Annotated in this window: 18 protein-coding genes; 7 read left to right on the top strand and 11 right to left on the bottom strand. The window is 63.0% G+C overall.

Annotated features, from left to right (window positions below):
* Positions 1–49 precede the first annotated feature (49 nt).
* The gene (locus tag AC2FNJ_RS08825) at positions 50–910 is read right to left on the bottom strand and encodes a LysR family transcriptional regulator (protein ID WP_496763856.1); all 861 of its coding nucleotides are present in this window, start codon (positions 908–910) and stop codon (positions 50–52) included.
* A 97-nt stretch (positions 911–1,007) separates the two neighbouring features.
* Here AC2FNJ_RS08825 and tmpA point away from each other — a divergent pair, with 97 nt between their 5' ends.
* From tmpA to AC2FNJ_RS08810, 3 genes are read left to right on the top strand one after another with little or no spacing between them, the layout of a single operon-like run.
* Positions 1,008–2,144, top strand: coding sequence for a 2-trimethylaminoethylphosphonate dioxygenase (gene tmpA, locus AC2FNJ_RS08820; protein WP_496763855.1), 1,137 nt, complete (start codon positions 1,008–1,010; stop codon positions 2,142–2,144).
* Positions 2,141–2,734 (top strand): (R)-1-hydroxy-2-trimethylaminoethylphosphonate oxygenase, encoded by a 594-nt coding sequence (gene tmpB, locus AC2FNJ_RS08815; RefSeq protein ID WP_496763854.1) that lies wholly within the window; start codon positions 2,141–2,143, stop codon positions 2,732–2,734. Before tmpA ends, tmpB begins: the two co-directional genes overlap by 4 nt.
* Positions 2,731–3,399, top strand: a complete 669-nt coding sequence (locus AC2FNJ_RS08810) for an ureidoglycolate lyase (protein WP_496763853.1) — start codon at positions 2,731–2,733, stop codon at positions 3,397–3,399. Before tmpB ends, AC2FNJ_RS08810 begins: the two co-directional genes overlap by 4 nt.
* Positions 3,400–3,421: 22 nt before the next feature.
* Here AC2FNJ_RS08810 and AC2FNJ_RS08805 read toward each other — a convergent pair whose 3' ends face one another.
* Positions 3,422–5,089 carry an ABC transporter permease gene (locus tag AC2FNJ_RS08805; protein WP_496763852.1) on the bottom strand — a complete coding sequence of 556 codons (1,668 nt, stop codon included), beginning with the start codon at positions 5,087–5,089 and terminating at the stop codon, positions 3,422–3,424.
* A gap of 137 nt (positions 5,090–5,226) precedes the next feature.
* On the opposite strand from AC2FNJ_RS08805, the gene AC2FNJ_RS08800 reads away from it, so the two are divergent.
* Positions 5,227–6,387, top strand: a complete 1,161-nt coding sequence (locus tag AC2FNJ_RS08800; protein ID WP_496763851.1) for an adenylate/guanylate cyclase domain-containing protein — start codon at positions 5,227–5,229, stop codon at positions 6,385–6,387.
* Here the strand turns inward: AC2FNJ_RS08800 and AC2FNJ_RS08795 are convergent.
* Positions 6,384–7,604: a phenylacetate--CoA ligase family protein gene (locus AC2FNJ_RS08795; RefSeq protein WP_496763850.1), complete on the bottom strand. Its 1,221-nt coding sequence runs from the start codon at positions 7,602–7,604 to the stop codon at positions 6,384–6,386. The two genes, AC2FNJ_RS08800 and AC2FNJ_RS08795, sit on opposite strands and share 4 nt — an antisense overlap.
* A 128-nt stretch (positions 7,605–7,732) precedes the next feature.
* Here AC2FNJ_RS08795 and AC2FNJ_RS08790 point away from each other — a divergent pair, with 128 nt between their 5' ends.
* Complete coding sequence (locus tag AC2FNJ_RS08790) at positions 7,733–8,563, top strand: hypothetical protein (RefSeq protein ID WP_496763849.1); 831 nt, start codon at positions 7,733–7,735, stop codon at positions 8,561–8,563.
* A gap of 4 nt (positions 8,564–8,567) precedes the next feature.
* Here the strand turns inward: AC2FNJ_RS08790 and AC2FNJ_RS08785 are convergent, their stop codons facing one another.
* The 7 genes from AC2FNJ_RS08785 to AC2FNJ_RS08755 form a co-directional block, all read right to left on the bottom strand.
* Complete coding sequence (locus AC2FNJ_RS08785; RefSeq protein WP_496763848.1) at positions 8,568–9,401, bottom strand: ABC transporter ATP-binding protein; 834 nt, start codon at positions 9,399–9,401, stop codon at positions 8,568–8,570.
* A gap of 113 nt (positions 9,402–9,514) precedes the next feature.
* Positions 9,515–10,798: an ABC transporter substrate-binding protein gene (locus AC2FNJ_RS08780; RefSeq protein WP_496763847.1), complete on the bottom strand. Its 1,284-nt coding sequence runs from the start codon at positions 10,796–10,798 to the stop codon at positions 9,515–9,517.
* Positions 10,799–10,893: 95 nt separating this feature from the next.
* Positions 10,894–11,970, bottom strand: a complete 1,077-nt coding sequence (locus tag AC2FNJ_RS08775) for a branched-chain amino acid ABC transporter permease (protein WP_496763846.1) — start codon at positions 11,968–11,970, stop codon at positions 10,894–10,896.
* Positions 11,971–11,973: 3 nt separating this feature from the next.
* Complete coding sequence (locus tag AC2FNJ_RS08770) at positions 11,974–12,231, bottom strand: hypothetical protein (protein ID WP_496763845.1); 258 nt, start codon at positions 12,229–12,231, stop codon at positions 11,974–11,976.
* Positions 12,232–12,234: 3 nt separating this feature from the next.
* The gene (locus AC2FNJ_RS08765) at positions 12,235–13,221 is read right to left on the bottom strand and encodes a branched-chain amino acid ABC transporter permease (RefSeq protein WP_496763844.1); all 987 of its coding nucleotides are present in this window, start codon (positions 13,219–13,221) and stop codon (positions 12,235–12,237) included.
* Between the two features lie 29 nt (positions 13,222–13,250).
* A complete protein-coding gene (locus AC2FNJ_RS08760) occupies positions 13,251–14,069 on the bottom strand; it encodes an ABC transporter ATP-binding protein (RefSeq protein WP_496763843.1) in 819 nt (272 codons plus the stop codon).
* 75 nt (positions 14,070–14,144) lie between these two features.
* Entirely contained in the window at positions 14,145–16,118 is a 1,974-nt protein-coding gene (locus AC2FNJ_RS08755; RefSeq protein WP_496763842.1) for an AMP-binding protein, read from the bottom strand.
* Positions 16,119–16,376: 258 nt separating this feature from the next.
* On the opposite strand from AC2FNJ_RS08755, the gene AC2FNJ_RS08750 reads away from it, so the two are divergent.
* On the top strand, positions 16,377–18,272 hold the full coding sequence (locus tag AC2FNJ_RS08750) for a PAS-domain containing protein (RefSeq protein ID WP_496763841.1): 1,896 nt from the start codon (positions 16,377–16,379) through the stop codon (positions 18,270–18,272).
* Positions 18,272–18,976 (top strand): response regulator transcription factor, encoded by a 705-nt coding sequence (locus tag AC2FNJ_RS08745; RefSeq protein WP_496763840.1) that lies wholly within the window; start codon positions 18,272–18,274, stop codon positions 18,974–18,976. The genes AC2FNJ_RS08750 and AC2FNJ_RS08745 overlap by 1 nt, the downstream gene beginning before the upstream one ends.
* 20 nt (positions 18,977–18,996) lie before the next feature.
* Here the strand turns inward: AC2FNJ_RS08745 and AC2FNJ_RS08740 are convergent, their stop codons facing one another.
* Positions 18,997–20,181: a Zn-dependent hydrolase gene (locus tag AC2FNJ_RS08740; protein ID WP_496763887.1), complete on the bottom strand. Its 1,185-nt coding sequence runs from the start codon at positions 20,179–20,181 to the stop codon at positions 18,997–18,999.
* Between the last annotated feature and the right edge of the window lie 94 nt (positions 20,182–20,275).

Genomic DNA, 20,275 nt, shown 5'->3' with positions numbered 1-20,275 from the left:
TTCGATCTCCCCGCTTGTTCAGTAGATACGGCGTAGGTCGGGAAGTGGATCACTCGGGGTCGCGAAGCAGGGCCAGCAGGTCGTTCACCAGCGCCCTCTGTTTGCGGGATTGCAGGCGACCCTCGGGCCAGGTCAGCCAATAGCCGTCGCGCGTGTGCAACTCCGGCAGGCCGAGGCGCCGCAACTGACCGGTTTCCAGCTTGTCGCGGGCAAGCGGAACCGAGCCGAGGATCACGCCAAGCCCTTGCTGCGCCGCGGTCAGCGCATGTCCCATGGAATCGACGCTGAGTTGCGCCGAAGGCAGATCGAGCCGGTCCATGCCGCGCAGCCAGTCCCGCCAGCCGGGGCGCTCCCCGCGCAATTCGATCACCGGCGCGCCCCAGTCCACGCCCGGTGCGGCCATGGGAGTCAGCACTTCTGTCGCGATCCGCTCGGCCTCTCGTCCCGGCCAGAGGCCGCGTCCGAACCGAAGCTGCAACCAAGTCCGCTCCTCGTCCAGTTCCGACCGGCGCGCGACGGAATCCGTGACCAGGCGAACATCGGGATGGGCCGCGTGAAAACCCGCGAGCCGGGCGACGATCAGGCCGTTGATATGCGAGCTCATCCCGGCCACCCGCAATTCGCGCGGCGACTTGCCGAACAGGTCTTCGGTGCTGCGTTGCAAGGCGGTCAGGCTCTCCTGCACCAAGGGCAGATAGGCTTCGCCCTCGACCGTCAGGGTAACGCCGCGCGCCTGCCGCACGAACAGCGACCGGCCCAACCAGGCTTCGAGATTACCGATCCGCTGGCTTACGGCCGCCTGCGTCAGACCGAATTCGCGCGCTGCCGCCGAAAAGCCGCCCAAGCGGCCCGCGGCCTCGAACACTCTCAACCAGTCCAGCGGGGGCAGACCGCGCTTGCTGTTGTCCATAAGATTTTCCAACCCTGAGCCGGAACAAGGATTAATTGTCGTAATGGCATGAGACAGGTATGTGCACAAGAAGAGCCAGGTCGAACAGGAGCCCCCGATGTTGCGCCAAGCCACCTATGACCCGTCCCTTGTTTCCGTCGAGTTTTCCTCGGGCGCGCGCGCCCGCTTCCATGCGATCTGGCTTCGGGACAATGCATTGGACCCGGAGACCCGGGCGCCAGGCAATGGCCAGCGCCTGATCACGCTTGCCGACATTCCGCGCGATCTGGCCATAAGCAACGCCGAAATAGGCAACGGCGACCTGCGGGTGACGTTCCAACCGGAGAACAAGACCGTGACTTACCCCGCCGTATGGCTGGCGGATCACATCTATGACCGCGATCACGCGCACGAGCCCGGATGGACCGCCCCAGGCGTCACCACATGGCAACGCGGCATCCAGGCGCCCACCGCAGACTGGTCCGCGGTTCAAACGAACCCAGAGGCAAGGCGAGACTGGCTTGCAGCGGTGGTCGAGTTTGGTTTTGCCAAGCTGACCGGCGGCCCGGTCAAGTCTGAATCGCTGCTCTTGGTTGCCAGTCTGTTCGGATATGTCCGGGAAACCAACTATGGCCGGTATTTCGAGGTACGCACCGAAGTGAACCCGACCAACCTGGCCTATACAGGGCTTGGGCTGCAGGCTCACACCGACAATCCATATCGCGACCCGGTGCCGACGCTGCAGATCCTCTATTGTCTTGAGAACTCTGCCGAGGGCGGCGACTCGATCGTGGTGGACGGTTTCCGTGCGGCCGAGCGGTTGCGCCAGGACAATCCCGAAGGCTTCGCGCTGCTGTCCGGGTATCCGGCGCGGTTCGAGTACAAGGGGTCGGACGGTGTGTGCCTGCGGTCGCGCCGCCCGATGATCGAGCTGTCACCGGACGGTCAGTTGACGGCCATCCGGTTCAACAACCGCTCGTCCGCACCTCTGGTCGACATTCCGTTCGACAGGATGGACGCCTACTACGCGGCATATCGCCAGTTCGGGGAGTACATTGACGATCCGGCCATGGGCGTGTCCTTCAAGCTCGAACCCGGCGAAAGCTTCATCGTGGACAACACCCGCGTCCTGCACGCCCGAACCGGCTATTCCGGCGCTGGATCGCGCTGGCTGCAGGGGTGCTATGCCGACAAGGACGGGCTGCTCTCGACCCTTGCGGTCTTGGAGACGGCGCGACAGGAGGCAGCGGAATGAAACCGGATTTCTCGACCCTGACCCGGGACAACATCGTTGCATTCCTGGCCGACATCTTTGACCGGCGGGGAGGCGAGGAGTATCTGGGCGAGCCGGTCACGATGGCCCAGCACATGCTGCAAGGCGCGACCATCGCCGAACAGAACGGAATGCCCGAAGAAATCATCGTCGCCGCGTTGCTGCACGACATCGGGCATTTCACGTCCGAGTTTGGCACCTTCTCCATGGACGATACCGAAGATCGCCACCACGAGGATGCAGGCGCCGAGGTTCTGGCGCCCTTCTTCCCGTCGGTCGTCACCGATTGCGTGCTCTACCACGTTGCCGCCAAACGCTACCTCTGCGCCACAAGGCCGGATTACTTCAACCGGCTGTCCGAGGCGTCGGTGCACTCGCTGAACCTGCAGGGTGGGCCGATGAGCCCCGAGGAAGTCGCGGCATTCGAACAAAACCCCAACTTCGAAAAGATCGTTCAGGTCCGGTATCTCGACGAGGCGGGAAAGCGGGCCGACATGAAAACCCCAGACTTCCATCACTTCGCGCCGATGGTGCAGAGGGTGGTGGACGCGCATGTGGAGGCCGTATCGTGAACGCGCCGGAATACATCTTTGAAGCCAGCTCGAAACCGTCCTTGCCCTGGCACGAGGTGCCTCTGATCCGGGCCACGGACGAGTCGGTCAGGGGTTACGGATGTCTGGTCGACGATCCCGAAGGTTTCGAAATCGAAATCGTGCGCTGGCCGCAGCAAGGGTGGCGCCCGGTGGACGAGGGGACAGGCGATGAAGGCGGCTGGGTCGAGGGCACCTTTCGCGGCGACTGGAAAGGCGATGTGCTGTACGGCGAAAACGAGGCGGTGAACGGCCACTACGTTCTGGGCTGGGCCACCGATCCACAGCAGGCGCAGGCCGACAGGCAAACCGCCCCGCGGGATCAGGTCTTGTTGTGGCACATGAACTACCATCCGGACGGTGGCCAGCTTTTCTTTCCGCTCGACCGCAAGCCCTTCGTCATCCCCGCGGCCCTGCCGGGAGACAACCTGACGCCGGACAAGGTGGTGGCCTTCTGGTGCGACGGGTCGCGCGGACTCTATATTCATCCGGGGATCTGGCACGAAGGCATCTTTCCGGTCGAAGACAGCCAGCGGTTTCTGGACCGGCAGGGGCGGGTTCACGCGCGGGTCAGCGCCGATATCGGCAAGGAGTTCGGCGTCTATCTCGCCTGTCCGTTGCGCGCCGACCGGATCAAGGAGATCTGACCACGGGCGCCGGTTTGCGTGGCTAGTGCTTTCGCCCGACCTGCCGGCAGATCAGGATCACCGGCAGAAGCCCCACGGCGAGGATCACCAGCGACGGCACCGCCGCTCCTTCCAGACGTTCGTCGGAGGCAAGCCGGTACGCCTGAACCGCCAGCGTGTCAAAGTTGAAGGGTCGCATGATCAGCGTCGCGGGCAGTTCCTTCATCACGTCCACGAAGACGATCAGCAGCGCGGTCAGCAGCGACGGTGTGAGAATCGGCAAGTGAACCCGCCGCAGCGTTCCCAGCGGCGTCTGGCCCAATGATCGGGCCGCGGCATCCATGTTGGCGTGCACGGTGCTTTGCCCGCCGTCATAGGCGCTCAGCGCCGCGGCCAGGAAACGGACCATGTAGGCCGCGACCAGCAACCAGATGGAACCGGTGACGAGCAAGCCGGTCGAGATCCCGAATGTCTCGCGCATCCAGGCGTCGAGGGCGTTGTCGAGGCTGGCGAACGGTACCATCAGGCCGACGGCGATCACGCCACCGGGCACGGCGTACCCCAATCGCGCCAGATAGGCGGCGGATGCCGCGCTCCGCCCTGGTTTCAGGCGCTGGAAGAAGCCGATGCAGACCGCCGCGCAAACGGTCACGACGGCTGCGGTTCCGGCGAGTATGAGGGAGTTGCGGACGAAACCGGCATACCGCCGGGACAGCAGGGTCTGTTCGGAGTCCAGCCCCATCTGCAAAAGGATCACGACGGGCAACAGGAAACCCAGGACAACCGGAATGGCGCACAGCACGATGGCGGCGACCGCCTGCCAACCCGTGAGTTGGGCGGCGGGCATGGCGACGTGGCGCTTGCCGGCCTGATAGTATTTTGCCTTGCCGCGCTGTGTGCGTTCGGTCACGGCCAGCACCAGGGCAAAACCCAGCAGGCAGAGCGCCAATTGCGCCGCCGCCGCCCGGTCGGCCATGGAGAACCAGCTTGTATAGATGCCGGTGGCAAAGGTCTGGACGCCGAAATAGGCGACGGTTCCGAAATCGGCGATGGTCTCCATCACGGCCAGCAGCACCCCGCCGGCAATGGCGGGCCGGGCCATGGGCAGCGAGACCCGCCAAAAGGCAGCCCAGGGGCTTGACCCGAGCGCCCGCGCGGCGAGAAATGCGGTCGCGCTTTGTTGCAGGAACGCGGCCCGGGCCAGCAGATAGACATAAGGATAAAGCACGAGGATCAGCATGGCCGCCGCACCTTCGGTGGAACGGATCTCGGGGAACCAGTAGTCGCGCGGCCCCCAGCCCGTCACCTGCCTGAGCGTGGCCTGGACGACACCCGGATGATCCAGAACGAAGGTGTAGGCATAGGCCAGCACATAGGCCGGGAAGGCCAATGGCAGGACCAGGGCGATTTCCAGCAGCCGCACACCGGGAAACCGTGTCATTGTGACGAGCCATGCGGAGCCGACGCCGATGCAGAAGGTTCCGACCGATACCAACGAGACGAGGATCGCCGTCGTCAGGGCATAACGCGGCAAAACCGTGTCGATCAGGTGCGAGATCGTGTCCGTTCCGCCCGTGACCGCCGCCAGCGCGACCGCCACCATCGGCAGCAGGCAGGCCGCGGCAATCGCATAGGCCACACCGCCCAACACCCGCGTGCCCAGCGCGTTCCGGTGGCGAGCGCCATGTTCTGCATATTCGATCTCTGCCATGCGTCCGATCAGTGCACGTCGATTGGATGTCCTGCCCTTAATCGACCAAACAACTCGGAAATACCAGCGGGAAGACCCGGAAATCCGGGTGAACTCCCGGCTATTCCGCTGCTGCAAGGGTGGATTATGGTGACATCATGCAGACACGGAACGACTTGAGCGGATTGACGCACTGGTTGCTGACCAAGGGCCGGTCCGGCAGGAACATCGCCACGCTTCTGGATGGGTTCTGCCCGATGCTCGCCCAGTCTGGGTTGCCGATTGATCGGGCAACGGTCGGGGCGCCGCTCATGCACCCGATCGCGCGGTCCTGCTTTGCGATCTGGACCCCTGACGAGGGGGCCGAGCAAAACGAGCTGATCTGGGACGCCTCCGGCCTTGAGAAACTGCGCAACAGCCCGATGTATCCGATCTATACGCAGGGTCTGGGAACCGATTGGCGGCTCGACGATCCGGCACACGTGACGCGTTTCGATGTCGGGCCGGAATTGCGCGATGCGGGTTTCGTTCACTACGTGACCTTTCCGCTGCCCTTCGCCGATGGCAGTTTCAAGGCGTTCACCGTTCAAACGCGGTCGCGCAATGGGTTTTCGAACGCCGATCTCGCGCTGATGAACGACCTTGTGCCGGCCGTTGCGGCGGCGGTCGAACATCACGTCCAGCGGTCTCTGGCGGCCACCCTCATGAACACGTTTGTCGGAGAGCGTGCGGGGATGCGGGTGCTCGACGGCCAGATCCACCGCGGCGACGGCGACACGATTCGGGCCGTGATCTGGATGAGCGACATCCGGTCCTTCACCCGTTTGGCGTCCGATCTGCCGCCAGATCAGGTGATCGCCCTGCTGAACCGGTGTTTCGAAGCAGTGACCCGCGCGATTTCGGACAACGGCGGCGAAGTGTTGAAATTCATCGGCGACGCCGTTCTGGGCATCTTCCCGGTCGAACGCGAAGCTTCGGACGCAGTGCACAACGCCGAAAGCGCGGTTGACGACTTCCAACGCGAAACCCGTGCGCCGGGCTGGCCCGACGCGCTGCAAGCCGGTATTGCACTGCATCTGGGCGAGGTCTTTTACGGCAACATCGGAGGTCAAACCCGGCTGGATTTCACGGTGATCGGGTCGTCGGTCAACCTGGTCAGTCGGTTGGAAGGTCTGTGCCGCCCGTTGAACGAAGCCGTCCTGGTCTCGGCCGAGGTCGCCGACCTTTCCGACCGGCCGTACCGAAGCTGCGGATCGCATGCCGTCAAGGGCGTCCCGCAGCCGGTTGAGGTCTTTGCGCCGGTGTCGTCGGAAATCTAGTCGTAGACCCGCTGATCCTCGATCACCAACCCATCCTTGGGCAGGCTGCCCGGTGCCACGACCTCGATGGCCCCCTTCAGTTTCAGAACCTCGACCACGGACTTTGCGTAGGCACTGCTGTCGGCGCAGGGGCTTTCGATCTTGACTGTCATCGCATCCATCTCGCCGTCCCGAGTGGCGATGACGCGGGCCTTGACGATTTCGGCGTGTTTTTCGACCAGGGCGGCGACCTGTTCGGGACGCACGAACATGCCCTTGATCTTGGTGGTCTGATCGGCGCGCCCCATCCATCCCCTGATCCGCATGTTGGTGCGGCCGCAAGGCGACTGGCCGGGCAGCACCGCCGACAGATCGCCGGTGGCAAAGCGGATGAGCGGGTAGTCCGGGTTCAGGGAGGTCACGACTACCTCACCCACCTCGCCGGGCGCCACCGGCGTTCCGGTGCCGGGCGTGACGATCTCGACGATCACATGCTCGTCCACGATCATGCCTTCCATCGCGGCGCTTTCATAGGCGATGTTGCCCAGGTCGGCCGTTGCATAGCTTTGCAGGCAGGTGATGCCTCGGTCGGCGTATTCCTGGCGCAGGCTGGGGAACAGGGCGCCGCCGCCGACGGCGGCCTTGGAAAACTTGAGATGAACGCCCATCTCGTCGGCCTTGTCGAGGATCACCTTAAGGTAGTCCGGCGTCCCGGCATAGGCGGTGCAGCCTACATCGCGGGCCGCCGTGACCTGCAACTCGGTCTGGCCGGTGCCTGCCGGCAGAACGGCTGCGCCCACCGCACGGGCACCGTTTTCAAAGATCATTCCGGCCGGCGTCAGATGATAGCCAAAGCAGTTCTGGACGATGTCGCTTTTGCCAATGCCGGCCGCGTGCAGAAACCGGCCCATTCGCCACCAGTCGTGTTCGACACCGCCGGGTTCATAGATCGGACCCGGCGACTGGAACACATGGGCAAAGCCCTGCGCGGGTTTCACCGTGAAGCCGCCAAAGGGCGGGTGTTCGGCCTGCGCGCGGCTCAACTCGGATTTGCGCAGAACTGGCAGGTCCGCAAGGGCCTCGGGCGAGGTGATCGCTTGGGGGTCAACTTCGGCCAGCAGCGCCGCGAACCCGGCGGTCTGCCGGGCGCGGGCGATCTGCTGTGGCAACTGCTTGGCGAGATCTGCAGCGCGTTCGTCGGCTGAACGGGTTTCGAGCGCATCGAAATGCTGTGTCATGGATGAACCCTCCATGCGCCGCGCGGGGCGCGACAGCTTGCCTGATTGAGAATGAGGTTACGTTGGGGCACATGTTCGTATGCAATTGCATACCGATACATCTGACCGCCATTGGAAAGGACGGAACCGTGACAGATATTGAGACCGCGGAATTGGACGGCAGGATCGCCTTTCTTGACGACCTGCAAACCATGGAAGCGGATTTTTCGGACTTTCATTTCGACAATTCGGAAACCGTGAACCGTTTCTACGACCAGCTGGAAGAACGCATCGCGCAAACCGGTGAAGAGAAATGGTTTTTTCTTGTAAATCTCAAGGGCACCCGGATCGACCCCGAAGCTTGGGTGGCCTATTCCCGCCGTGGAAAGGCGCTCAACCTGGCGCATTCGATGGGTTCGGTGCGCTACGATGCCTCGGACGAAACGCGCAAACAGATCCAACGCGCGGCCAATACCGAAGCCTTCGATCCGAATCTCTTTGCCAGCCGGGACGAGGCGCTGGAGCGAATCGCTGAACTGCCCAGCAAACGCCGCAGGCGCGTTCAGCACGATCCGAACTACGTCCTGAGCGATTTTGTGCGCAGAATCTCGTTTGATGCCGATGCGGGGATCATGGAGGCGGATTTTTCGCATTTCGTCTTTCACCACTCGCGCGACGTGAACGAGTTTTATGACTACATCGAGGAGCGCATTCAGGAGACTGGTCGAAAGTGGTACTTTCTGGTCAATCTCAACGGCTGTCAGATCCTTCCGGCCGCCTGGGTGCAATACGCGCATCGCGGCAAGAAACTGAACACGGCGTTCTCGCTCGGTTCGGTGCGCTTCGCGGCCGGCTCCGAAACCGAAGCCGACATCCGCCTGCGCGCCGAAACTCAGGAGTTTCGTCCCAACATCCGGAACTCGCGCGACGAGGCGCTGGAGCGGATTGCCGAGATGAAAGCGGAAACCCAACACGCCTGATGCCTCACAGCCACCTCTTGCGGCGGCGGTAGGACCGCACGTCGCGAAAGCTTTTGCGACCTTCCTCGGACATGCCGAGATAGAATTCCTTCACGTCCGGGTTCTCGCGCAGTTCGGCGGCGGGGCCGTCCATCACGACGCGGCCCGATTCCAGGATGTAGCCGTAATGGGCAAAGCGCAGCGCCACGTTGGTGTTCTGTTCCGCCAACAGGAAGGACACGCCTTCCTTTTCGTTGAGGTCTTTCACGATGGTGAAGATCTCTTCGACCAATTGGGGCGCGAGGCCCATCGACGGTTCGTCCAGCAGAATGGTTTCCGGCCGCGACATCAGCGCCCGGCCCATCGCCAGCATCTGCTGCTCGCCGCCCGAGGTATAGCCGGCCTGGCTGCGGCGGCGCTCCTTCAGGCGGGGGAAATAGCTGTAGACCAGTTCCAGATCCTGCTGGATCCTGGCGCTGCCATCCTTGCGGGTATAGGCGCCGGTCAGCAGGTTTTCCTCGACGGTCAGATGTTCAAAGCAATGCCGCCCTTCCATGACCTGGATGACGCCCTTTTCCACCAGATCGGCCGGGTCGCTTTCGTGGATCGCCTCACCGCGGTATTTGATCGTTCCTTTGGTGACTTCGCCGCGTTCGGAATGCAGCAGGTTCGACACCGCCTTGAGCGTGGTGGTCTTGCCCGCGCCGTTGCCGCCAAGCAGCGCGGTGATCCCGCCCTTGGGAACGGTCAGGCTGACGCCCTTGAGCACGAGGATCACGTGGTTGTAGATCACCTCGATATTGTTGACCTCGAGCAGGGTTTCGGCCTGCACATCGGTGGTTGTTGCCGCATCCAGCATCAGCGCGTGTCCTCATGCCTGTCCCGCAACCGGGACTTGTCCGGGTTGGGGCGGCGGGCCTGCCGCCGCCCCGTTCTGTGAATGCCCCGGCCCGAGACCGAGGCAGAGCCGCATCAGTTGCAGCGCGGCTCGATGTTGTTTTCAGCCGCGTAAGCCGCCGAGTCTTCCTCGATCAGCGGGCCGATCACGTCGCCATCGGTCGGTTTGAAGTCCGAGATCAGCGACCAGGTCTTGTTGGCGGCATCCCACTGGGTCACACCCACCAAAGCGTCGCCGCCGTGGTTCTCGCAGCTGACCGAGAAGGCCGGGCCGAAGTTCGGCAGGCCAAGCTCGGCCATCTTCGCTTCGGTGATCTCCAGGGCTTCCATGCCGTCACGCATCTGGCCTGCCGTGATGTCGGCAGTTCCATGGATTTCCTGGGCCTTCTTGGCGGCTTCGGCGGCCAGCATGGCGGCGTAGAGACCACGGTTGTACAGCACCGTACCCACCTGATCGCCGGCACCGGCGGCCTTGCCGGCGTCGATGACGTGTTTCTGAAGGTCTTCGAACAGCGGGAAATCCGTGCCCACATTGTGGAAGGTCAGCGCCTTGTAGCCATTGGCGGCTTCGCCGGCAGGCATCACGTCATGTTCGGCGCCCGACCACCAGATGCCGATGAAGTTCTCCATCGGGAAGCGGATGTTTGCGGCTTCCTGCACCGCAACCTGGTTCATGACGCCCCAACCCCACATCAGGACATAGTCGGGCTTGTCACGGCGGATTTGCAGCCACTGCGACTTCTGCTCCTGGCCCGGATGATCGACCGGCAGGGCGACGAGTTCGAACCCGTGCTTCTTGGACAGCTCTTCCAGCGTCCGGATCGGTTCCTTGCCATAAGCCGAGTTGTGATAGACCAGCGCGATCTTCTTGCCGCTCAGGTCGCCGCCATTCTCGTCCAGCAGATAGTTGATCGCGCCCGAAGCGCCATCCCAGTAGTTGGCGGGATAGTTGAAGACGTGGCTGAATACCTTGCCGTTCTTGGCCGAGGTCCGGCCGTAACCCATCGAGTGGATCGGGATATCGTCGGCCGTGGCTTTTGGAATCAGCTGGTAGGTGATCCCGGTCGAGAGAGGCTGGTACACCAACGCACCTTCACCCTTGGTGGACTCGTAGCACTCGACGCCCTTTTCGGTGTTGTAGCCGGTTTCGCACTCGACCACCTTGATTGGGACACCGCCGATGCCGCCATCGCGCTCATTGAGCAGGGTGAAATAGTCGGCATAGCCATCCGCGAACGGAATGCCGCCTGCGGCGTAGGGGCCGGTCCGGTAGCTTAGCGACGGAAACACCAGGTCGGCCATCGCCGGCCCTGCGGCCATCAGGGCGCTCAGCGCCACGGTTGCCAGTTTGATTTTCATCGGGTTTCTCCTCCCTTGGTTTTGTCCGATGTTGCCGCCCCGCAAGTCCGGCCGGGGCCATCCGTAGAACGGGGCTCAGCCCGCCATGCCCCTCATCAATACGGGAAGGGCCAAAGTCTCAGTTTCTCCTTCGCGACGCGCCATAGCTGCGCCAATCCGTGCGGTTCCAGGATCAGGAACAGGATGATCAGCGCCCCGACGATCACCAGCTGCAAATGCGCCACGATGTCGGTGGGCCAGCCCAGCATGTCGGCGCCCACGACCTTGAGCACCACCGGCAGCAGCACCAGGAACGCGGCGCCGGCAAAGGAGCCGAATATCGAGCCCAGACCGCCAATGATCACCATGAACAGCACCAGGAACGATTTCTGGATGCCAAACGCCTCGCCGACCTCGACAGCGCCCAGATAGACGGCGAAGAACAGCGCGCCCGACACGCCCACGAAAAACGAGCTGACGGCAAAGGCGCTCATCTTGGCCTTCAGCGGATTGACGCCGATGATTTCGGCGGCGATGTCCATGTCGCGGATCGCCATCCAGGTGCGCCCGACCGTGCCGCGGGTCAGGTTGCGGGCGATGATCGCGCTGACGGTCAGGAAGATCAGGCAGAACAGATAGGTGGCCCAGGCCGGCGCGTTCGGGCCGGTGATGATGATGCCGAACACATCCCGTTCGGGCGCGTTGATCTGGCCCGATGCCGAGTAGTTGTAGAACCACGGCACCCGGTTGAACAGCCACACCAGAAAGAACTGCGCCGCCAGCGTTGCCACCGCCAGGTAGAAGCCCTTGATCCGCAGGCTGGGCAGGCCGAACAGCACACCGACCAGCGCGGTGATGACCCCCGCAAGGATCACGTGAATGAACATGCTGACATCGGGAAAGGCGGTCATCAGCTTGTAGCAGGAATAGGCACCGACCGCCATGAATCCGCCGGTGCCCAGGCTGACCTGACCGCAATACCCCACGAGGATGTTCAGGCCGATCGCCGCGATGGCGTAGATCAGGAACGGCAGCAGCAGCGCGTTGGCCCAATAGTCGTTGATGAAGAACGGAATGATGCCGAACGCCACCGCCAGCACGACGTAATACCGGTACCGGTCGAACTTGATCGGGAAGGTCTGGCTGTCGTCCTGATAGGAGACTTTGAAATCTCCGGCTTCACGATAGAACATGGCTCACTTTCCCCATTCTTCCTGCGCCCGGTTCCGGGTCGCGGCATCCAGTTGTTTCGATGATTTGGCGTAGCCGCTCGCCTCGGAGGCCCGCACCAGTCTCACGTAGGCGGCAACGCCGGTCACCAGCCCCGCAAAGGCCAGCAGGGCCGCGATCACCAACTGACTCTCGGTCAGACCTTCGGCGGTGATGGCGATGTAGCCAAAGGCCCAGAACCCCGCCCACGCGATCACGTTGATGATGGCGATCAGCTTTTGCACCGCTCACACCCTCTCGATGATCTTCTCTCCGAACAGGCCTTGCGGCCTGAACACAAGGAAGATCAGCGCCAGCACATAGGCGAACCAGTTCTCGGTTGCGCCACCGACCATCGGTCCGATTGCGAATTCGAACAGCTTTTCACCCACGCCGATGATCAGACCGCCCACGATTGCACCGGGGATCGAGGTGAACCCGCCCAGCATCAGCACCGGCAGCGCCTTGAGCGCGATCAGCGACAGCGAGAACTGTACGCCCGACTTGGTGCCCCACATGATGCCCGCGACCAGCGCCACGAAACCCGCGACCGACCAGACCATGATCCAGATGAAGTTCAGCGAGATGCCGACCGACAGCGCGGCCTGGTGATCGTCGGCCACGGCGCGCATGGCACGGCCCTGCTTGGTGTACTGGCTGAAGGCCACCAGCGCGATCACCAGCAAGGCGGCGATGATCGTGGCCACGATGTCCAGATTGTCGATGAAGAAGCCGTAGCCGAAGATGTTGAAGGTGGTTTCGTCGATCCACAGGTTGATGCCCTGCGGCAGGCCCACATCCAGCGTCTTGATCTCGGACCCCCACATCAGGTCGGCCACGCCTTCCAGGAAATAGGCCAGGCCGATGGTGGCCATGAACAGGATGATCGGTTCCTGCCCGACCAGATGGCGCATGACGAACCGCTGCACCGCCCAGGCCAGGAACACCATCACGGCCATGGTCAGAAGGATCGCCAGCAGCGCCGGAACGTTCCAGCCGAAATAGTGGACATGCGTGCCGAAGGTGGCGTTGATCAGATGGGCAAAGGGCACCTGCCCGTTCATGATCCCCACCAGCGTCATCGCCGCGAACAGGGCCATCACGCCCTGGGCGTAGTTGAAGATGCCCGAGGCCTTGTAGATCAGCACAAAGCCCAGCGCGACCAGCGCATACAGCACCCCGGCCATGAGGCCGTTCAGGATGACCTCTGTCGCGAAAATCAACTGATCAGGCATGTCCGCCTCTCCTCATGTCTGTCAGGTGCTCAGTCATGGCTGACTCCCAGATAGGCGTCGATGACTTCCTGATTGTTGCGCACCTCGCTCGGGGTGCCGTCACCGATCTTGCGCCCATAGTCCATCACGACAACGCGATCGCTCAGGTCCATGACGACGCCCATGTCGTGCTCGATCAGGGCGATGGTGGTGCCGAATTCGTCGTTCACGTCGAGGATGAAGCGGCTCATGTCCTCCTTCTCTTCGACGTTCATGCCCGCCATGGGCTCGTCCAGCAGCAGAAGCTTGGGTTCGGCTGCCAGGGCGCGCGCCAGTTCGACCCGCTTTTTCAGACCGTAAGGCAGGCGCGCGACCGGCGTCTTGCGGATGTGCTGGATTTCCAGAAAGTCGATGACCTTCTCGACCGCCTCGCGGTTCTCGGTCTCTTCCGCTTCCGCCTTTCCCTTCCACAGCGCCTGCTGGAAAATGTTGGTTTTCATGTAGTTGAGACGCCCGGTCATCACGTTGTCCAGAACGCTCATGCCCTCGAACAGGGCGATGTTCTGGAAGGTGCGCGCGATTCCCTGGCGCGCCACCTCATAGGGGCGCATCTGCGGACGTTTCTTTCCGCGGAACCAGACTTCGCCCTCCTGCGGAACGTAGAAGCCCGAGATCACGTTCAGCATCGAGGATTTGCCGGCGCCGTTCGGGCCGATGATCGCGCGGATCTCACCCTCGCGGATGTCGAACGAGATGTCCTTGATCGCCACCACGCCGCCGAACCGCAGGGTGATGTTCTTCATTTCCATCACCACGCCGCCGATCTTGCGGCCATCTTCGGTGACATATCCTTCGGATGCATCAAGCATCGGCGACTCCCTGAACTGCGTGGACAACGGAAGTTGGGTGGGACGGCTGCAGACCGATCGCGGCGCGCAGGTCCGTCATTCCGCTGCCACCTTGTGCTGTGCGACCGGGACGACCGGCGCATCGACGATCTTGAGCGTCGCGCTGATCGACCCTTTGCGCCCGTCTTCGTAAGTCACCTCGGTCGTGGTCGAAACGGTCTCGGACCCATCGTAGAGCGCGGTGATGATATCCTCGTACTTCTCTTCCACGAAGCGGCGGCGAACCTTTCGGGTGCGGGTGATTTCGCCGTCATCGGCATCCAGTTCCTTGTGCAGGACGACGAAGCGGTGCACCTGGCAGCCCGACAGCATGTCATCGGCCGCCACGGACTTGTTCACCTCTTCCACGTGGTTCCTGATGGTTTCGAGCACCCGGGGATGGCCCGCCAGTTCCTGATACGACCCATAAGCGATGTTGTTGCGCTCGGCCCAGTTGCCGACGGCGGTCAGGTCGATGTTGATGAAGGCGACGCAGCGGTCCTTGCCGTTGCCGAACAGAACCGCTTCGAGAATGTCGGGATAGAACTTGAGCTTGTTCTCGACATATTTCGGCGCGAACATCGAGCCATCGGCCATCTTGCCCACGTCCTTGGCGCGGTCGATGATCCGCAGATGGCCTGAATCCTCCTCGATGAAACCGGCATCGCCGGTCGCCACCCAGCCTTCGGCATCCTTGGTCGAGGCGGTGGATTCGGGGTTCTTGAAATACTCGACGAAGACGCCGGGCGAGCGATAGTAGATCTCGCCGTTGTCGTCGATCCGGATCTCGACGTCCGGCGCCGGAACGCCGACGGTATCCGCCCGCACTTCGCCATCGGGCTGCACGGTGATGAACACCGTCGCCTCGGTCTGGCCGTAGAGCTGCTTGAGGTTGATCCCCAGCGAGCGGTAGAAATCGAAGATCTCGGGTCCGATCGCCTCGCCGGCGGTGTATCCGACCCGGAACCGGCTGTAGCCCAGGGTATCCTTGAGCGGGCCATAGACCAGGATGTTGCCCAGCGCATATTTCAGCCGATCGAAGGTTCCGACCGGTTTGCCGTCGAGGATGCGGCCCCCGACCTTCTTGGCGTGGGCCATGAAATGGTCGAACATCCACTTTTTGAACCGGCCGGCATCCTCCATACGGATCATGACGTTGGTCAGCTGCGATTCGAAGACGCGCGGCGGGGCAAAGAAATAGGTCGGCCCGATCTCGCGCAGGTCGGTCATCATCGTGTCGGCGCTTTCGGGGCAGTTCACGCAGAACCCGCACCAATAGGCTTGTCCGATGGAAAAGATGAAATCGCCCACCCACGCCATCGGCAGGTACGAGAGGATATCCTCGTTGCGGGTCAGGTGATCGAACTCGGCCGAATTCTTGGCGCTTTCGATCACGTTGCGGTTCGACAGAACGACGCCCTTGGGCTTGCCCGTGGTGCCCGAAGTGTAGAGCATCACGCAGGTGTCGTCATAGGTTATCTGTGCGATGCGTCGGTCCAGCTCGGCGTCGAACCGCTGATGACCGGCGCGGCCTTCGGCCATGAGGTCTTCGAGTGCGTTCATCTGGGAGTGGTCGTATTTCCGCATCCCGCGCTTGTCGGTGTAGAGGATGTGCTTGACCTGATGCAGGTTTTCCTGGATCTCGATGACCTTGTCGACCTGTTCCTGATCGCCGCAGACGACGTATTTCGCGCCGCAATGCTCCATGACATAGGCCATCTCTTCGGCGACCGAGTCCTGATAGAGCGGCACCGGCACCGCGCCCACCATCTGCGCCGCCACCATCGACCAGTAATGCGCCGGACGGTTGCGGCCGATGATGGCGATGTGGTCGCCGGGTTCGACGCCGAGTTCCAGAAAGCCCAAGGCGATTGCCCGGACCTCCCTCGCGGCTTCGGCCCAGGTCCAGCACTGCCAGATTCCGAATTCCTTTTCCCGATAGGCCGGGGCGTTCCCGAACTGTGTCGCGTTGCGATGAAGCAGCGCCGGAAGGGAATGCAACCCCTCGGCGCCCGACTGCGTCTGAGCCAATGTCTTCTCTCCTCCCCATCCCGGCCGTGGACGCGGCCGGAAACGATCGCTCATGCGATTCTGTCCCGATTAGGAACGTGACCGACGGTGAGCGTCAACTTTTTCCTGATGTTTTCCCAAATCTTACGAATTGTAACAGAGATCGGGGTGCCTGTGGATTTGCGTTACATTTCCGCCGGTCGCCTTGGGGCGGCGACCTCGGACCCACTGTTCCCCGGTTTGTTCCGGTGCTAGGCATATGGTCCGTGGAGGTTGCAGATGGGCATTTCCGAACAGCGCATCAAGGCGATGACGACGGCCGGCCTGAACCTGATCGGGCAGGCCCTTTCGATCTATGACAGCCAATTGCGGCTGGTGCTGAGCAACCGGCGGTTTCAGGAGATGTTCGAACTGCCCGATGCTCTCGTGCAGCCCGGCGCCTCTTTCGCAGAAACGATCCGCTTCCTGGCCGAAAACGGCGAGTATGAGCCGGAAACGGATATCGACCGTATCGTGCAGAGCCGGGTCGAACAGGCCCTCGCCTTCGAGCCGCATTACATCGAGCGGACCCGTCCCAACGGCCAGGTGATCTCGGTGGAAGGCGCGCCGCTGCCGCAGGGGGGGTGGGTTGCGGTCTATACGGACATCACCCGAACCAAGCGGGTCGAAGAGATGCTGCGTTCCCGGTCCGAAGAACTGTCCGATCAGCTGCTGACCCATGCCGAGGAGTTGTCGGCCACCAACCGCGAACTGGCCGCGACCAACTCGGCGCTGGAAGAGGCCAAGCGGCAGTTGACCGAGATCGAGTCGCGTACGCGCCTGACCACCGAAATGATGCCCGCGCATATCGCGCATGTGGATGCGACCGGGCATTACACCTATTCCAACCGGCGGCTGAGCGCGGTCATGCCGGGGCGGCCTTCGGAGATTCTGGGCCTGCACATCTCGGACGCCCTTGGTCCCACCGCCTTTGCCCGCGTGGCCCCGCACCTGCAACGGGCCTATGCCGGGCGAACATCGGTGTTCGAATTCACCGAGGACCACGATCAGCGCCGCATCCGGGTTTCGTTCACGCCGGATCAGGAGGGCGGCGTCTATATCCTGTCGATGGACGTGACCGAGGAAACGCAGGCGCGGGTCGCATTGCAGCAGTCGCGGCGTCGCGCGATGGCGGCCCAGATGACCAGCGGGCTGGCACACGACTTCTCCAACCTCCTGACCATCATTCTTGGAATGCAGGGCAAGCTGGAAAAGATGGACCTGCCGGAAGGGGCGGCCGAACTCGTCGCCGCCACCCAGCAGACCGCGCGGCGGGGCGGCCAGCTGTTGAACCGCATCGCCGACATGACCGGCAACCGGACGCTGCACCCGCAGGCCACCGACATGCGCGCCCTGCTGGAAGACATGAAGATCCTCGCCTCGCCATCGCTGCCACGCGGGGTCGGGTTGTCGGTCGTCAACACCCTGCCGGACGAGGCGCTGATGCTCGACCCGGGCATGCTGCAGGACGCGTTGTTGAATCTCGTCCTGAACGCGCGGGATGCCTGTGGGGCCTCGGGACAGATCACGATCAGCGCCCACGCGATCGGCAACATCTGGATCGAGATCACCGTGACCGACACCGGACCGGGGTTTTCGCCCGAGGCGCTGGACAAGGCGTTGAATCCTTTCTTCACCACCAAGGGCAGCGAGGGCTCGGGTCTGGGTCTGCCGATGGTCTATGACATGGTCAAGCTTGCGGGCGGCGATCTGCAATTGCGCAATTCACCGTCCGGCGCGGCGGTCGTCCTGCGTCTGCCCTATCGTCCCGCCCCTCAGGCACGGGGCGGGCTGGCGCTCCTGGTCGAGGACAGCGACGATCTGCGAAGCCAGTTCCGCGATATGCTGGTCGATCTCGGCTTGTCGGTGATCGAAGCGACCTCGGTGGACGAAGCCTGCGCCCTGACCGCGGATCTTGAGGACATCTCGCTGGTGCTGTCCGACATCAAGCTGGAGGGAACTGGCACCGGCATCGACCTCGTGAAGCGCCTTAAGCCCGACCTTCCCTGCATCCTGATGACCTCGCTGCCGCTTTCCGATCCGCTGCACCGCGAAGCCCTTGCGCTGCGGCCGGTGTTGCGCAAACCCTTTTCCCGCGCACAGCTTTCCGCCCTGATCCGCACCGAGGCCGCCTGATGACCCAACCTTTGGTGACAATTCTCGACGACGAACCCGAGATCCGGCAGATTCTGACCGAGGCGCTGGAAGATGCCGGGTTTCGCACGCAGAGCTTTTCGCGCGCCCGCGAGTTTGAAGCCTCGCTCAAGCGGGTCACGCCGGATGTCTGCCTGGTGGACCTGTCGCTGCCGGACACAGACGGTCTGGCGCTGGTTCATCGGCTGGCGCTGGAACAGGGGGCGGCGGTGATCATCATCTCGGGCCGCGCCCAGGTGCAGGACCGGGTGACGGGGCTGGAACTGGGGGCCGACGACTATATCACCAAGCCTTTCGACCCGGCCGAGGTCGTCGCCCGCATCCGCGCCCGCCTGCGGTCGCCGCGCAGCCCCACCCAGCAAAGCGGCAATACGGCCCGCTTCAACGGATGGACCGCGCATTTCGACAGCTATCTCCTGGAGGACGAGGCGGGCAACGAAACCCCGTTCAGCCATGCGGAAGGTGAGGTTCTGCGCCTGTTTCTGGAAAGCCCGAAACGGCTCATCAGCAGGGCGCAGATGCAGGAAATGCTGGGCGGCGGCGCCGGCGAGAGTTTCGACCGTGCAATGGATGTCCGCATCTCGCGCCTGCGCACCAAACTCGGCGAAGATCCAAAGAACCCCCGCCTGATCAAGACCATCTATGGTGCCGGCTACATCTTTTTGGGGGATGTGTCCTGGCGCTGAGCGGCGCAGGCGGGTGGAACTCACGGCAATGCCGAAACGGCATGTTCCAAAACCCTCAGACCCGCGACCAGATCGGCCTCGCTGGTATCCTCCGCAAAGTCGTGGCTGAGCCCGCCGATCGAAGGCACGAACAGCATCGCGACTGGCATCAGGCGCGACACATTGGTTGCGTCGTGCAAGGCTCCCGAGGGCATCCGGCGCCAGCGGCCCGGTGCTACCGCGTCGGCCGCGCTTTCCAGCGCCGCCCGCAAAGCTGGGTCCATTTCAACCGGTTCCAGCCCCAGCAACGGCCCGAAACCGAGGGTCAGGCCCAGTTCGGCGGCGACCTCCTCGGCAGTTTGGCGCACGATCTCCTCCATCCGCCCCAGACGATCCGGGTCGGCGTCCCGCCATTGCATCGAGAACTGCGCCCTGCCGGGCACGATGGACGCGGCGTTGGGATGCAGGGCGACATGGCCGACGGTCCAGACCGTGCGCGGTGCGACCACATCGGCAAAGCGCGCATTGATTCGCTGATTGAAGAGTGACAGGCCCTGAAAGGCATCGCGGCGCAGTCGCATCGGCGTCGTCCCCGCATGGTTTTGCTGGCCTGTGAAGGTGATCTTCATATCGCGAATTCCTACGATGTCGGTAACGACGCCGATTTGCGCGCCTGCGGCCTCCAGCGACGGCCCCTGTTCGATGTGCATTTCGATGAATCCGGTGAATTGCGCCGGATCCACGACTGCGCCTGCCAAATGCTTCATGGCCGCCCGCGCGGTCCCAAAGGGCGTTCCGGTGGAATCGGTCAGTGCGTCCGCTTCCTCCAGGGACAAGTCGCCCGACCAGATCGCCGAACCCGTGGTCACGCCGAACCGGCCTTCCTCGTCCTGAAAGCTCACAACCGAGACCGGCCGATCCAGCGACCGGGCCAGTTCCAGAGCGGCGATCACGCCGAGGGCGCCGTCAAGCCAGCCGCCTTCGGGCTGGCTGTCCGAATGCGATCCGAGCAGCAGGGATTTCCCCTCGGCCAGGCCGAACAGGTTGCCGACCGGGTCGAAATGGGGCCTAAGACCGGCCTCCTCCATGCGTCCGGCCAGCCATCTGCGCGCGGTCAGGTCGGCTTCGGAATAGGCTGGGCGCACCACGCCCTTGCCAACACCGGACGCACCGAAACGCAGCAGGGCGTGCAAATCCGCCAGGAATCGATCCGCATCGACCGGCATGTCCAACCCCTCCAAGGAAACAATCCCGGCAAAGGATACGTTGGCCCGACGGTTGCGCAACCTGCTGTTGCCCGGTGTCGGGCGAAAATCGCTT

Source organism: Ruegeria sp. BHSB196, from assembly GCF_059613135.1.
The sequence above is the reverse complement of the archived record's forward strand: the minus strand, read 5'-3'. Positions and strand labels throughout refer to the sequence as shown.